The following is a 14725-nucleotide window of genomic DNA, read 5'->3' as shown; positions in this document are numbered from 1 at the left end:
GCCGATGATAGTGCGGGTTCCCGTGTGAAAGTAGGACATCGTCAGGCTCTTACAGCCCTCAAAAGCCCGCCCCTCAAAAGGCGGGCTTTTGTCTTTGTGCGACCTCATTGCGCTGCAACGGCACAGCTGGCATCTGCGCTGGCACATGCGCTGGAGCACCGCTCGGGCGCGCGTTCTCAAGCACTGATTTTTCGGGGCTTGCCGCTGACGCGGCGACCCTCAGGCGTTGTCCAGCCTGTCCCCAGAACGGGCGGCCACGCCGGATTGCACGAGCTCGTCGACGAGGCCACGCAGCCAGGTGTCCATGGACAGCTCAGGAAAATGCACAGAGCGCACGGTCTCCAGGTGCGGCGTTCCCCCTGCCCACGCGAGGAACCCATCCAGCGGCGCCGATTGCAGTTCCAGCAGCTTGAACTTGAGCAGCACCTTGGCGCCGTGCGAGGCGTGGCGCCGGGGTGAGGCGACAAAGGCGGCCAGCCTGCTGCGGGCGCGGGCCAACGCCGGCGCAACCGCATCGCCGCCGAATGGCCGGCCGTGGCCGGGAATCACCACCCGCGGCTGCAGGCGCTCCACGAGGTCCAGCGAAGCGCCCACGGCGTCGAAGGCGTCCTCGCCCTCCAGCTCGGGAAACACCACGCCGAAGCCGTTTTCCCACAGCGCGTCGGCCGAGATCAGCGTGGCGCTGATCGGTTCGAACAGCATCACCGCATGAGGGTCATGCCCCGGCGCCGCGTGGATCTCCCACTCGGCGTCGCCCAGGCGGATGCCGCGGCCCAGCTCCAGCACGCCGTCCAGGCGGAAGGGCGCGCAACGCTGGCCCGTGGGTGCATGGCTGAGCGCCACCGGGTCCCAGCGGCGCACGGCTTCGGCCTGGCCCGGCGGCACCAGGGTGCGGGCCTGCGGCCAGCGCGCCTGCAGGGCGGCGTTGCCGCCGCAGTGGTCGCTGTGCAGGTGCGTGGAAATCACCAGCGCCAGCGGGCGGCCACCGAGCGCGTGCTCGACCAGGGCCACCGTCTGCGCGGCATGGGTCACATACCCGGTGTCGACCACGGCATTGACGCCCTCGCCGTGGAACACGATGTTGTTGGAGGACAGCCAGCCGCGCTCCAGCACGGCGACACCCTGGGGCAGAGCGGTAGTCACGTGGATCGCAGCTCCCGGCGAAGGATCTTGCCGACGTTGGTCTTGGGCAGGTCGTCGCGAAATTCGATGTACTTCGGCACCTTGTAGCCGGTGAAGTTCTCACGGCAGTATCGCATCACGGCCTCCTCGGTGAGCAGCGGGTCGTTCTTGACCACGAACACCTTGATGGCCTCGCCCTGCTTCTCGTCCGGCACACCCACGGCGGCACATTCAACCACGCCCGGGCACAGCGAAATCACGTTCTCCAGTTCGTTGGGAAAGACGTTGAAGCCGCTGACCAGGATCATGTCCTTCTTGCGGTCGACGATCCTGGTGTAGCCGCGCCCGTCCATGAAGCCGATGTCGCCCGTGCGCAGGTAGCCGTCGGCGGTGAAGGCCCGGGCCGTCTCCTCCGGCTGTTGGTGGTAGCTGCGCATCACGTTGGGGCCCTTGATGCAGATCTCGCCGCGGGTGCCCAAGGGCAGGTCCCGGCCGTCGTCGTCCTTGATGGCGAGATCGACGCCCGGCAGCGGCAGGCCGATGGTGCCGCTGAACTCGCGCTGGGTGACGATGTTGTTGGTCCCCACGGCGCAGGTCTCGCTCATGCCCCAGCCTTCGACCATGGGGCAACCGGTCACCTGCTGCCACAGGCGGGCCGTGCCTTCCGAGGCGGCCATGCCCCCGGCCTGCGAGAGGCACAGCTGCGAGAAGTCCAGGGTGCGGAACTTGGGCTGCTGCAGGAGGGTGTTGAAGAGCGTGTTCACGGCCGGCAGCAGGTGGAAGGGCCGCTTGGCCAGCACCTCGACGAAGCCGGCCGCGTCGCGTGGGTTGGGCACCAGCGTGAGCATGGCGCCCCAGCGCACGGTCAGCAGGCAGGTCGTCAGCGCGAAGATGTGATACAGCGGCAGCGCCGCGATGGTGTTGATGCGGTTCGACTCGCCGATGCGCGCCAGCGCCGGCGAGAACCAGGCCTCCGCCTGCAGGATCGCCGCCACCACGTTGCCGTGGCTGAGCACAGCACCCTTGGACAGGCCGGTGGTGCCGCCCGTGTATTGCAGGAAGGCCGTGGCGTCCAGGTCGGGCTGCACCGGCTGGAGTTGCAGCCGGCCGCCCTGGGCCAGCGCCTGGCGCAGCAGCGTCACTTCACGCCCGGCGTCCAGCGGGATGCGGTAGGCCGGCACGCTGCGCGCGAGGTGGCGCACCGCGAAGGTCACCCAGGCGCCGTAGGCCCCGCCCAGCAGGTCGCCCACGGCCGTGACCACAATCTCCCGAACCGCCGTGTGCTCCACCACCTCGGCCAGCACGTGGGCGAAATTCTCGAGGATTACGATGGCCTCGGCACCGGAGTCGCGCAGCTGGTGCTCCAGCTCGCGCGCGGTGTACAGCGGGTTGACGTTCACGCACACATAGCCCGCGCGAAGCACCGCCGCCATGGTCACCGCGAACTGCGGCAGGTTGGGCAGCATGATGGCGACGCGCGCCCCGGGCGCGAGCCCGCGCGACTGCAGCCACGCCCCCAGCGCCGCCGACAGCGTGTCCAGCTCGTCATAGCGCATCCAGCGCTCCATGCACACCGAGAAGGGCCGCGACGCGTTCCTGCGGAACGACTCCTCCAGCAGCTGCACCAGCGAGCGGTAGCTGGCCGGGTTCACGTCGTGCGGCACGCCCTCGGGGTAGCTGTCGAGCCAGATCCTCTGCATGGTGTCTCCTTGCGGGCGATTGTGGTCACGGCCGCTCCCGGCCATCAGGGGGCTTCTCCCAACAGGCGCAGCAGGCCGGTCTCGCAGGCGACAAGCTCGCCCTCGAACAGCAGGTCCATCAGCGCCTTCTCGCGCAGGTCGACCGTGTGAAGGAATGCCTCAACGCCGTGCTGCCGCGCCAGCCGGCCGAAGGTGTCGAAGCCGGCCTCCAGGAAGCGCTGCAAGGCCCCCATGCCCGCCGTCGCGGCCGGCCCCCGCATCATGCGCAGCATCATGCCCAGGCCGGGCGTGCGTGTGAGCCGGCCGAGGTCGCGGCCCAAGGCCAGCACGTCCGCGAGCTGGCGCCGCCGCTCCAGCGGCTGGCCCACGGCACGCCAGGCCTGCAGGTAGCGCCGGGCGGCCGGCTCGCCAGGCAGAGCGTCCCAGGCACGGGCCATGTCCAGGTCCAGGGACTCAGTCAGCGCGTGCAGCTCGGCAAGCGCGACCGCCGTGGCGGTCACGGCGGCCGGGAACAGGGTCTGCAAGGTGCCCGCGATGCGCGCGAACTGTGCGTCGCGCTCGCGGAAATCGCGGTCGCCATACAGCTCCTCCAGGAAGAAGCGGGTGGCATCCGCCGCTGGTCCGCCGGCGGCGATCAGGTCCGCATAGCTGCCCGCGAAGCGGCGCGACTGCAGCCGCTTGATGGCCATGACCGAGTCGCTCGCGGGGGCGGCGCGCAGGGCCTGGACCCGTGCAACGGCGGCTCGGATGCGTTCGGCGCTGTCCATGGCCCAGTCTAGCCCCGGCGCCGGGCGTGCATACTGACGTGGTGCAAAAGCACTCCTCGATCGCCAGTCTCCAGCAGGCCCTGGTGGTCGGCGGCGCGCTGGCCGCGATCGCCTGGGCCCTGGCCTGGTGGCCCGCCAGGCCCGGGCTGGCGCTGCTCGGTGCGGGCCTCATCGTGGGCGGTTACGCCGGCGTGCTGGCGCTGGAGTTCTGCCTGCTGCGCGCCGTAGGGGATTTCGCGCCCGCGCCGGTGCCCACGGCCGCGCAGCTGCTGCGGGCCTGGTGGGGCGAGGTGCGGCAGGCGCCCCGCGTCTTCGGCTGGCGCCAACCCTTTTTGTGGCGCGCCGAGCCCGACTGGCTGGACCCCGCCTGCCGGGGCCGGCGCGGCGTCGTGTTCATCCACGGCTTCATGTGCAACCGTGGGTTCTGGACGCCCTGGCTGGCCCGGGTGCGTCGCCAGGGACACGCCTTCGTCGCGGTGAACCTGGAGCCGGCCTTCGGCGCCATCGACGCCGACCTCGCCGTGGTCGAGCAGGCGGTGCAGCGCGTGACGGCGGCCACCGGCCTGCCGCCCCTGCTGGTGTGCCACAGCATGGGCGGGCTGGTGGCCCGCGCCTGGCTGCGCGACTTCGACGGCCTGGCGCGGGTGCACCGCATCGTCACCCTGGGCACGCCGCACCGCGGCACCTGGCTGGCCCGCTTCAGCCGCAGCGCCAGCGCGCGGCAGATGCGGCTGGCGAGCGGCTGGCTGCAGGCGCTGACGCACGACCCGGTGCACGCCGGCAGCCGCTTCACCTGCTGGTGGAGCGCGTGCGACAACATCGTCTTCCCGCCCTGGACGGCCACCTTGCCCGGCGCCGACAACCGCCTCCTGCAAAGCGTGGCCCATGTCGACCTTGCGTTCCTCGAAAACGTCGTTTCGGAGACGTTGGCGTTGCTTCAGGACCCGCCCCTCTAGAGTTTTTCCGACTCCAGGAGGAATGTCCATGACCGAGATGAGCGTGTCCGCGATCGATGAACGCCTGTTCGCCGCCGTCAGCCCCGGCCTGCAGGCCCTGGCCGGGCGGGGCCGGGTCCTGACCGTGCCCAAGAACGGGCTGATCGCCCAGGAGGGCGAGCCCGGCGATTCCATGTTCGTGCTGCTGCGCGGGAAGGTCCGCATGTTCTCCAGTGGCCGGGGCGGCCGGGAGCTGACCTACGAGACGGTGGAGCACGGCGATTTCTTCGCCGAGGCCTGCCTGGACGGCGGGCCGCGTCCGGCCTCGGCCGTCGCGCTGGAACCCAGTGTCTGCGTGGTGGTGAGCCGGGACACGGTGGAGGCCGAGGCCGCGCGCGAGCCGGGCCTGGCGATGGAGCTGCTCACGCGCATGACGCGCCGTCTGCGGCACGTCACCCAGACGGCGCGCAGCATCGCCCTGATGGACGTGTACGGCCGGGTGGTGCGCATGCTGGAGGGCGAGCAGGGCCCGGGCCAGCCCGAGCGGCCCGTCACGCTGCAGCAGATCACCCACCTGCAGATCGCCTGCCGGGTCGGCGCCTCGCGCGAGATGGTGAGCCGCCTGCTCAAAGACCTGGAAAAAGGCGGCTACATCGAGCTGGGCAACCGCCGCATCACGCTGCGCCGGAAGCTGCCGGCGCGCTGGTGAGCACGCCCCGGCGCATCTGGTCCAGCTCCATGGTCTCGAACAGGGCCTTGAAGTTGCCCTCGCCGAAGCCCTCGTTGCCCTTGCGCTGGATGAACTCGAAGAAGATGGGGCCCAGCTGGTTCTCGCTGAAGATCTGCAGCAGCAGCTCGCCCGGCTCCCCGTCCACCAGGATGTTGCGCTGCTTCAGGGCGTCGAGGTCTTCGGCCAGCCGCGGGATGCGGCGCGGCAGCAGCTCGTAGTAGGTCTCGCTGGTGCTCAGCAGCGAGACGCCCGCCAGCTGCAATTCGTCCACCGTGGCGTAGAGGTTCTTCGAGGCCAGGGCGATGTGCTGGATGCCCTCGCCGTGGTAGCGGTCCAGGTATTCCTGGATCTGCCCGGCCTTCTCGTTGCCTTCCTCGTTGATCGGGATGCGGATCTTGCCGCAGGGGCTGGTCATGGCCTTGCTCTTCACGCCCGTGGCCTGGCCCTCGATGTCGAAGTAGCGCACCTCGCGGAAGTTGAACAGGCGCTCGTAGAAGGCGGACCATTCCGCCATGCGGCCGCGGTGCACGTTGTGCGTCAGGTGGTCGATGGTAGTGAGGCCGCAGCCGGGCGGGTCCAGCGCGTCCGCGCCGGCGCCGGGCAGGGGCTCGAAATCCACGTCGAAGAAGCCGATGTTGCCGATCTCGCCCCCCTGCGCGCCGTTCTTGCCGCGCCAGCGGTCCACCAGGTAGATCAGGCTGTCCCCGATGCCCTTGATCGCCGGGATGTTCAGCTCGCCCGGGCCGGCCTGGCCGGCGTAGCCCCAGGCACCAAGCGAGATCGCCCGCTCGTAGGCGGCCTTGGCGTCCTGGACGCGGAAGGCGATGGCGCAGATGCTGGGGCCGTGCAGGCGGGCGAAGCGCTGGGCGAAGGAATCCGGCTCGGCGTTGACGATGAAGTTGATGCCGCCCTGGCGGTACAGCACCACGTTCTTGTGCCGGTGGCGCGCGATGGGACGGAAGCCCATGCGCAGGAACAGCTCGCCCATGGCCTGCGGGTCGGGGGCGGCGTATTCGATGAACTCGAAGCCGTCCGTGCCCATGGGGTTCTCCCAGGCGGCGGCTTCATTCGTCACGGTCTCGGGCAGGGCCTGGTTCATGCGGGTCTCCGGCGGCGTTGTGCAGGGCTCCACTCTAGGCGCGCCAGCTCTCACTTTTCCGGCGTTGTCAGGCGCAAAGTTACCCAAGAGCGCAATAAAATTGCGCCATGGCCCAAGAACAGTCACTCGACAAGCTCGACCGGGCCATCCTGCGCCGGCTGCAGGAGGATGGGCGCGAAACCTACGAGGCGATCGGCGAGTCGGTGGGCCTGTCGCCCAGCGCGGTGCTGCGCCGTGTGCGGCGGCTGGAGGAGGCGGGCACCATAGACCGCTACGTCGCCCTGGTGCGGCCCGAGGCCGTGGGCCTGGGCCTGACGGCCTACCTCAGCGTGCGCCTGGAAAAGCACACCGAGAGCCACAAGCGCAACCCCATGGACCTGTTCCGCGCCAGCGTGAAGGGCTGGCCCGAGGTGGTCGAATGCGCGGCACTGACCGGCGACATGGATTACCTTCTGCGGGTGGTGGTGGCCGACATGGCGCATTACAGCCGCTTCATGATGGACACCCTGCTCAAGCACCCCTCCGTGCAGGACTGCCGGACCAGCTTCGTCATGGACCGGGTCAAGGGAACGACGGCGGTGCCGATATGACACAGGACGGTAGGTAAAACCACCTGCGAGCCGTGGAAACTCAGCCGTGACGCGGCACAACCTAGGGGAAACCCGTACATTGGAGCCCATGAGCGAGACCCACGAAGTCAGCAGCCGCTCCCCCGTGGTGGTGCCTATCCGATCGTTAGGCCCCAGCCACCGTGACCGGATTGCCCACCACCTGAAGTCGCTGGACGAGGACGACCGCTACCTGCGCTTCGGCTACATGGCCACCGACGAGCAGATCCAGCGGTATGTCGACCAGCTCGACTTCCAGCGCGACGAGATCTTCGGCATCTACAACCGCAAGCTCGAGCTGATCGCGATTGCCCACCTGGCGCTGTCCGAGGACGCCACGCACCGCGCCTGCGCCGAGTTCGGCGTCTCGGTGCTGAAGAAGGCGCGCGGCAAGGGCCTGGGCAGCCGCCTGTTCGAGCGGGCCGTCATGCACGCCCGCAACGAGGGCGTCGACCTGCTCTTCATCCATGCGCTGTCCGAGAACACGGCCATGATCAAGATCGCCCGCAACGGCGGCGCCACGCTGGAGCGCGAGGGCACCGAGACCGAGGCCTACCTGCGGCTGCCGCAGGCCACCCTGGACACGCGCATGACCGAGCTGGTCGAGGAACAGCTGGCCCGTGTCGACTACGGCCTCAAGGCCCAGGCCAAGGGCTTCTGGGAATTCCTCGCCTCGGTGCGCGAGGTGCGCGAAGGCGTGCGCGACGCGCGCCACCGCTCGGCCGCCTGATCCCGTCGCGGCGGCGCAGCCGGGGCCCGCAGGGCCGGCGGCCGGCGCTGCCCCATGCCTGACATGCCTTTGGGCTATCCTATGGATTCCCCAACGACTGCACGTCCCCGTGTCCGACCCGCACCCTGCGCGCGTCCATCCTGAAAAGGAGGACAAGCGCACCTTCCTGCAGAAGATCGCCGAGTTCATCCATCCCGGCCCCGATTCCCGGGCCGAGCTGATCGAGACGCTCGCCGAGGCCGAGGACAACGACATCATCGGGGCCGAGTCCCGCGTCATGCTCGAGGGCGTGATCCGCATGGCCGACATGACCGCCGGCGACGTGATGGTGGCTGCGCCGCGCATGGACCTGGTCAACATCGACGCGCCCTTCGACGAGATCCTGGCCATCGTCATCGAGACGGCCCACTCGCGCTTCCCCGTCTACGAGGGCGACCGCGAGAACATCATCGGCATCCTGATGGCCAAGGACCTGCTCAAGCTGCAGCGGGCGCCCGAGCTGAACATCCGCGCGCTGCTGCGCCCGGCCTCCTTCATCCCCGAGAGCAAGGGCCTGAACGACCTGCTGCGCGAGTTCCGCGGCAACCGCAACCACCTGGCCGTGGTGATCGACGAATTCGGCCGCGTGGCCGGGCTGGTCACCATCGAGGACGTGCTGGAGCAGATCGTGGGCGAGATCGAGGACGAGTTCGACATCGCCGAGGACGAGGGCGACATCTTCGGCCTGGCCGACAAGACCTGGCGGGTGAGCGGCGACACCGCCATCGAGCGGGTCGAGGAAGCCTTCGAGGTGAGGCTGGCGCCCACCGACCCGGACAACAGCTTCGACACCATCGGCGGGCTGATCGCGCACGAGATGGGCCACGTGCCCAAGCGTGGCGAGCACCACACCATGGCCGGCCTGAACTTCGTCGTGCTGCACACCAAGGGCGGCGCCGTGCGCTGGTTCAAGGTCTCGCCGGCGGTGGCCGACGACGCCACGGGTTGAAGCGCTTGCGCGCGGTTTCCGTCCTCCTGGCGCTGGCCGCCGGGCTGGCCCAGGCAGCGTCCATGGCCCTGCCGGGCAGCGGCCAGCCGGCCTGGTGGCTGCAGCTGCTGTCGCTGGCGGTCCTCGCCGGCCTGCTGGAGCGCTGCGGCAGCGCCCGGCGCGGCGCGCTGCTGGGCTGGCTGTTCGGCACCGCCTGGCTGTGCGGCACCTTCTGGTGGCTGTTCATCTCCATGCACACCTACGGCGGCCTGCCGGCGCTCCTGGCCGGCGCCGCGGTGCTGGCCCTGGCGGCTTTCCTGGCGCTGGACTACGCGCTGGCCGCGGCGGCCGCCGTCGCGTGGCGGCCGGCCGGCATGACCGGGCGGGTGCTGGTCTTCGCCGCCGCCTGGCTGCTGGCGGAGCTGGCCCGCGGCAGCTTCTACACCGGCTTTCCCTGGGGCGCGGGCGGCTACGCCCACACCGACGGGCCGCTGGCCGGGCTCGCCAGCCGGGTGGGGGTGTACGGCATCGGCTTCGTGGCGGCGCTGCTGGCCGGCGCCGGCGGCCTGGCGCTGGCACGGCTGCTCGCGAAGGGGTGGCGCACGGGGCGGCAGGCCGCCACGGCTGTGCAGCCCGCGGGCCGGGCGCCGCGCCTGGGCCGTGGCGACGCGCTCGCGGCCGTCCTGGTGGCGCTGCTGCTGGGCCTGGCCTGGGCGCTGCCGGTGCGGGGCCTGCCCACCGGCACGCTCAGCATCGCGCTGCTGCAAGGCAACATCCCGCAGGAAGAGAAATTCCAGGGCCGCACCGGCGTGCCCCAGGCCCTGGCCTGGTACAAGGCGCAGATGCTGGCAGCGCCGCAGCAGCTGGTGGTGGCGCCCGAGACCGCCATCCCGCTGCTGCCGCAGCAGCTGCCCGAAGGCTGGTTCGACGACCTGGCGGCGCACTTCCAGGCCCCCGGCCGGGCGCTGCTGGTGGGCATCCCGCTGGGCGGCTTCCGCGAGGGCTACACCAACTCCGTCATCGGCATCACGCGCGGCGACACCGCCTACCGCTTCGACAAGCACCACCTGGTGCCCTTCGGCGAGTTCATCCCGCCCTTCTTCCGCTGGTTCACGCAGATGATGGACATCCCCCTGGGCGACTTCAACCGCGGCGCGCTGCCGCAGCCGCCCTTCGTGTTCCAGGGCGAGCGGCTGGCGCCCAACATCTGCTACGAGGACCTGTTCGGCGAGGAGATCGGCCGCGCCTTCCGCGACCCGGCCACCGCGCCCACCGTGCTGGTGAACGTCAGCAACATCGCCTGGTTCGGCGATTCGCTGGCGATCGACCAGCACCTGCAGATCAGCCGCATGCGCGCGCTGGAGTTCGACCGGCCCATGCTGCGCGCCACCAACACCGGCGCCACCGCCATCATCGGCCACGACGGCCGCGTGCAGCGCCTGCTGCCCCGCCTCACGCGCGGCGTGCTGGACGGCCAGGTGCAGGGGCGCAACGGCCTCACGCCCTACGCGGCCTGGGTCTCCCGACTGGGGCTGGCCCCGCTGTGGCTGCTGGGCGCCGCGGTCCTGGGCGCTGCCGCGTGGCGAAGGCGCGCACGAACGTAAAATTGCCGGTTTGCCCCCAGCGACCGGTTCATGCTCACCTTCCAGCAAATCATCCTGAGACTGCAGTCCTACTGGGACGCGCAGGGTTGCGCGCTCCTGCAGCCCTACGACATGGAAGTGGGCGCGGGCACCTCGCACACCGCCACCTTCCTGCGCGCGCTGGGCCCCGAGCCCTGGAAGGCCGCCTACGTGCAGCCCAGCCGCCGCCCCAAGGACGGCCGCTACGGCGAGAACCCCAACCGCCTGCAGCACTACTACCAGTACCAGGTGGTGCTCAAGCCGGCGCCGGCCAACATCCTGGAGCTCTACCTGGGCTCGCTGGAGGCCCTGGGCTTCGACCTGAAGAAGAACGACATCCGCTTCGTCGAGGACGACTGGGAGAACCCCACGCTGGGCGCCTGGGGCCTGGGCTGGGAGGTCTGGCTCAACGGCATGGAAGTTACGCAGTTCACCTACTTCCAGCAGGTGGGCGGCCTGGACTGCAAGCCCATCACCGGCGAGATCACCTACGGCCTGGAGCGCCTGGCCATGTACCTGCAGGGCGTGGAGAACGTCTACGACCTGAAGTGGACCGACACCATGAACTATGGCGACGTGTACCTGCAAAACGAGAAGGAACAGTCGGCCTACAACTTCGAGCACAGCGACGCCGAGTTCCTGTTCACCGCCTTCGGCGCCTACGAGAAACAGGCCAAGCACCTGATGGAGCAGCAGCTGGCGCTGCCGGCCTACGAGCAGATTCTCAAGGCGGCCCACACCTTCAACCTGCTGGACGCGCGCGGCGCGATCAGCGTGACCGAGCGTGCCGCCTACATCGGCCGCATCCGCAACCTCGCGCGCGCCGTCGCGCAGAGCTACTACGAGAGCCGCGAGCGCCTGGGCTTCCCCATGGCGCCGCGCGAGTGGGTGGCCGACGTGCAGAAGAAAGCGGCCTGAACCATGTCCCACGCCAACCTCCTGGTCGAACTCTTCGTCGAAGAACTGCCGCCCAAGGCCTTGCGCAAGCTGGGCGATGCCTTCGCCCACGGCGTGGCCGACGCGCTGCGCACGCAGGGCCTGGCCAGCGGGGCTTCGGCCGTCACGGCCTACGCCTCGCCGCGCCGCCTCGCGGTGCACCTCACGAACGTCGCCGCCCAGGCGCCCGACCGCGCGGTCTCCAGCAAGCTGATGCCGGTCAGCGTGGGCCTCACGGCCGACGGCCAGCCCACGCCCGCGCTGCTGAAGAAGCTGCAGTCGCTGGGCGCCGACGCAGCGGCCGTCGCCGGCCTGCGCCGGGCGATGGACGGCAAGGCCGAAGCCCTGTTCCATGACAGCACGGTGCGCGGCGCCTCGCTGGCCGAGGGCCTGCAGAAGGCGGTGCAGGACGCGCTGGGCAAGCTGCCCATTCCCAAGGTCATGACCTACCAGCTGGCCGACGGCTGGAGCGACGTGAAGTTCGTGCGCCCGGCGCACGGCCTGGTGGCCCTGCACGGCAGCGCGGTGGTGCCCATCGAGGTGCTGGGACTTTCGGCCGGCCGCGACACGCACGGCCACCGCTTTGAGGCCGCGCGCGACCCGGTCACCCTGGCCGAGGCCGACAGCTACGCCGCGACGCTGGAGCGCGACGGCGCGGTGATCCCCGGCTTCGACGCGCGCCGCGCCGAGATCGCGCGCCAACTCGCCGAGGCCGCGGCCCGGGTCGGCGGCGGCGTGCGCCCCATCGAGGACGATGCGCTGCTGGACGAGGTCACGGCCCTGGTGGAGCGCCCCAACGTGCTCACCTGCGCCTTCGAGACCGAGTTCCTCGAAGTGCCGCAGGAGTGCCTCATCCTCACGATGAAGGCCAACCAGAAGTACTTCCCGTTGCTGGATGCGAACGGACGGCTCACGCACCGCTTCCTGGTGGTGAGCAACATCCGCCCGCAGGACGCCAGCGCCGTGGTGGGCGGCAACGAGCGCGTGGTGCGTCCGCGCCTGGCCGACGCCAAGTTCTTCTTCGACCAGGACCGCAAGAAGTCGCTCGAGGAGCGCGTGCCCGGCCTGGCCAAGGTGGTCTACCACAACAAGCTGGGCACCCAGGGCGAGCGCGTGGAGCGCGTGCGTGCCCTGGCCAGGGTGATCGGCGCCGCGCTGGGCGACGACCACCTGGCCCACGAGGCCGACCGCGCGGCGCAGCTCGCCAAGGCCGACCTGCTGACCGACATGGTGGGCGAGTTCCCCGAGCTGCAGGGCATCATGGGCCGCTACTACGCGCAGCACGACGGCCTGGGCGACGAGATCGCCTTCGCCATCGAGGACCACTACCGCCCGCGCTTCGCCGGCGACGCGCTGCCGCGCAACCGCACTGGCCTGGTGGTGGCGCTGGCCGACAAGATCGAGACCCTGGCCGGCCTGTTCGCCATCGGCCAGCTGCCCAGCGGCGACAAGGACCCCTTCGCGCTGCGCCGCCATGCGCTGGGCATCGTGCGCATGCTCATGGAGCAGGACCTGCCGCTCGCCCTGGGCGAGATCGTCACCGCCGCGCTGGGCCTGTTCCCGCAGGCCGGGCCCGCGGTGAACGGCCAGCTCATGGATTTCTTCTACGACCGCCTCGCCGGCCTGCTGCGCGACCAGGGCTACTCGGCCCAGGAAGTGGACGCGGTGCTGGCCCTGCGTCCGCAGCGCCTGGGCGACGTGGCCAAGCGCCTGCAGGCCGTGCGCGACTTCGCCGCGCTGCCCGAGGCGCCCGCGCTGGCGGCCGCCAACAAGCGCATCGGCAACATCCTCAAGAAGGCCGAGGGCACGGTGGATGCGCACGTGAGCGAGCTGCTTCTCCAGGAGGACGCCGAGAAGGCCCTGCATGCGGCGACGAAGACCGTGGCGCCCCAGGCCGCGGCCCAGTTCGACGCCGGCGACTACACCGGCTCGCTGCGCACCCTGGCCGCGCTGCGCGGCCCGGTCGATGCCTTCTTCGACGGGGTGATGGTCAACGCCGAGGCCGCCGACCTGCGCCTGAACCGGCTGGGCCTGCTGGCCACGCTGCACCAGGCCATGAACCGCGTGGCCGACCTTTCGCGGTTGGCCGCATGAAGCTGGTCATCCTCGACCGCGACGGCACCATCAACGCCGACAGCGACGACTTCGTGAAGTCGCCCGACGAGTGGCAGCCGCTGCCCGGCGCGCTGGAGGCGATCGCACGCCTGAACCATGCCGGCTTCCACGTGGTCATCGCGTCCAACCAGTCCGGCCTGGGCCGCGGCCTGTTCGACGTCGCCACCCTGAACGCCATGCACGCCAAGATGCACAAGATGCTGTCGGCCCATGGCGGGCGCATCGACGCCGTCTTCTACTGCCCGCATTCGCCCGACGAAGGCTGCCAGTGCCGAAAGCCCCTGCCCGGGCTGTTCGAGCAGATCGCCGACCGCTTCGGCCTGAGCCTGCAGGGGGTGCCGGTGGTGGGCGACGGCCTGCGCGACCTGCAGGCCGGCGTGGCCGCGGGCTGCGAGCCGCACCTGGTCTTGACCGGCAAGGGCGCCGCGCTGCGCGGCCGCCCCTTGCCCGCGAGCTACCCGCCGGGCACCCGCGTGCACGAGGACCTGGGCACCTTCGCCGAGTGGCTGATCCAGAACCGCCGCGCCAGCGTGCCGGCGGCCGCGTGATGGCCTTCATCCGCTCCGTCCTTCACCTGCTGCTGATGCTGGTCACGGTGGTCCCCTGGGCCATCGTGATGGTGGTGGCCAGCATCTGGTCCAGCGGCACCCAGATGTGGTGGCTGGCCGTGCGCTGGCTGAGCTGGCAGATCACGGGCGCACGCCTGCTGCTGGGCATCCAGGTGCGCGTGCAGGGCTACGAGAATCTGCCGCTGGGCGAGAAGATGCCGGCGATCCTGCTGGTCAAGCACCAGTCCACGCTGGAGACCTTCCTGATCCCCACGCTGATGCCGCACCCGCTGGCCTATGTGTTCAAGCGTGAGCTCATCCATGTGCCCTTCTTCGGCTGGGCGATGGGCCGCATGGACATGATCCACATCGACCGCAGCCAGCGCGCGCGGGCGTTCTACGAGGTGGTGGAGCAGGGCAAGCGCCTGCTCGCGCAGGGCGTGTGGATCATCATGTTCCCCGAGGGCACGCGCATTCCGCGCGGCCAGAAGGGCAACTACAAGTCGGGCGGCACGCGCCTGGCGGTGGAAACCGGCGCGCCGGTGGTGCCCATCGCGGTCACCTCGGCCAAGGTCTGGCCGCGCAAGGCCTTCATCAAGCGCCCGGGCGTGGTGGACGTGTCCATCGGCAAGCCGATCCCGAGCCAGGGCCGCGAGCCCGAGGAACTGATGCGCGAGGTCGAGGCCTGGATCGAATCGGAAATGCACCGGCTGGACCCCGAAGCCTACAAATAATGCGCAGTGGCGGCACGGGCGAGCCGCTAAACTCATCGCCCATGCACCCGCTGCTGCAGCTCGCCTTCGATTTCTTCGATCCGCCGGCAGCCCAACCCCCCAAGACCAGGAC

At 70.2% G+C, this 14725-nt stretch carries 14 protein-coding genes; 10 read left to right on the top strand and 4 right to left on the bottom strand.

Features of this window, described 5'->3' with window-relative positions; all coding sequences use genetic code 11:
- Nucleotides 1-219 precede the first annotated feature (219 nt).
- The 3 genes from IM725_RS17655 to IM725_RS17645 are packed head-to-tail and all read right to left on the bottom strand — an operon-like array spanning nt 220 to nt 3589.
- The gene (locus IM725_RS17655) at nt 220-1143 is read right to left on the bottom strand and encodes an MBL fold metallo-hydrolase (protein ID WP_287065129.1); all 924 of its coding nucleotides are present in this window, start codon (nt 1141-1143) and stop codon (nt 220-222) included.
- Nucleotides 1140-2822, bottom strand: a complete 1683-nt coding sequence (locus IM725_RS17650; RefSeq protein WP_193781950.1) for an AMP-binding protein — start codon at nt 2820-2822, stop codon at nt 1140-1142. Before IM725_RS17650 ends, IM725_RS17655 begins: the two co-directional genes overlap by 4 nt.
- A 44-nt stretch (nt 2823-2866) precedes the next feature.
- Nucleotides 2867-3589 carry an FFLEELY motif protein gene (locus tag IM725_RS17645; RefSeq protein ID WP_193781949.1) on the bottom strand — a complete coding sequence of 241 codons (723 nt, stop codon included), beginning with the start codon at nt 3587-3589 and terminating at the stop codon, nt 2867-2869.
- A gap of 41 nt (nt 3590-3630) precedes the next feature.
- Here IM725_RS17645 and IM725_RS17640 point away from each other — a divergent pair, with 41 nt between their 5' ends.
- Nucleotides 3631-4545: an esterase/lipase family protein gene (locus IM725_RS17640; protein WP_193781948.1), complete on the top strand. Its 915-nt coding sequence runs from the start codon at nt 3631-3633 to the stop codon at nt 4543-4545.
- Nucleotides 4546-4573: 28 nt separating this feature from the next.
- Nucleotides 4574-5233: a Crp/Fnr family transcriptional regulator gene (locus IM725_RS17635; protein ID WP_193781947.1), complete on the top strand. Its 660-nt coding sequence runs from the start codon at nt 4574-4576 to the stop codon at nt 5231-5233.
- Here IM725_RS17635 and hppD read toward each other — a convergent pair.
- Nucleotides 5199-6353 carry a 4-hydroxyphenylpyruvate dioxygenase gene (hppD, locus tag IM725_RS17630; RefSeq protein WP_193781946.1) on the bottom strand — a complete coding sequence of 385 codons (1155 nt, stop codon included), beginning with the start codon at nt 6351-6353 and terminating at the stop codon, nt 5199-5201. The two genes, IM725_RS17635 and hppD, sit on opposite strands and share 35 nt — an antisense overlap.
- 107 nt (nt 6354-6460) lie before the next feature.
- Here hppD and IM725_RS17625 point away from each other — a divergent pair, with 107 nt between their 5' ends.
- From IM725_RS17625 to IM725_RS17590, 8 genes are all read left to right on the top strand, one after another.
- A complete protein-coding gene (locus tag IM725_RS17625; protein ID WP_193781945.1) occupies nt 6461-6943 on the top strand; it encodes an Lrp/AsnC family transcriptional regulator in 483 nt (160 codons plus the stop codon).
- 88 nt (nt 6944-7031) lie between these two features.
- A complete protein-coding gene (locus tag IM725_RS17620; protein WP_193781944.1) occupies nt 7032-7691 on the top strand; it encodes a GNAT family N-acetyltransferase in 660 nt (219 codons plus the stop codon).
- A gap of 109 nt (nt 7692-7800) precedes the next feature.
- Nucleotides 7801-8679 (top strand): HlyC/CorC family transporter, encoded by an 879-nt coding sequence (locus tag IM725_RS17615; RefSeq protein ID WP_193781943.1) that lies wholly within the window; start codon nt 7801-7803, stop codon nt 8677-8679.
- A 62-nt stretch (nt 8680-8741) separates the two neighbouring features.
- A complete protein-coding gene (gene lnt / locus IM725_RS17610; protein WP_193781952.1) occupies nt 8742-10262 on the top strand; it encodes an apolipoprotein N-acyltransferase in 1521 nt (506 codons plus the stop codon).
- 30 nt (nt 10263-10292) lie between these two features.
- Complete coding sequence (gene glyQ, locus IM725_RS17605; RefSeq protein WP_193781942.1) at nt 10293-11198, top strand: glycine--tRNA ligase subunit alpha; 906 nt, start codon at nt 10293-10295, stop codon at nt 11196-11198.
- Between the two features lie 3 nt (nt 11199-11201).
- Entirely contained in the window at nt 11202-13310 is a 2109-nt protein-coding gene (gene glyS / locus IM725_RS17600; protein ID WP_193781941.1) for a glycine--tRNA ligase subunit beta, read from the top strand.
- Nucleotides 13307-13879: a D-glycero-beta-D-manno-heptose 1,7-bisphosphate 7-phosphatase gene (gene gmhB, locus IM725_RS17595; RefSeq protein WP_193781940.1), complete on the top strand. Its 573-nt coding sequence runs from the start codon at nt 13307-13309 to the stop codon at nt 13877-13879. The genes glyS and gmhB overlap by 4 nt, the downstream gene beginning before the upstream one ends.
- Nucleotides 13879-14613 (top strand): lysophospholipid acyltransferase family protein, encoded by a 735-nt coding sequence (locus tag IM725_RS17590; RefSeq protein ID WP_193781951.1) that lies wholly within the window; start codon nt 13879-13881, stop codon nt 14611-14613. Before gmhB ends, IM725_RS17590 begins: the two co-directional genes overlap by 1 nt.
- Nucleotides 14614-14725: the final 112 nt, after the last annotated feature.

This window comes from Ramlibacter aquaticus, assembly GCF_015159745.1.
Lineage (GTDB): Bacteria > Pseudomonadota > Gammaproteobacteria > Burkholderiales > Burkholderiaceae_C > Ramlibacter > Ramlibacter aquaticus.
The sequence above is the reverse complement of the archived record's forward strand: the minus strand, read 5'-3'. Positions and strand labels throughout refer to the sequence as shown.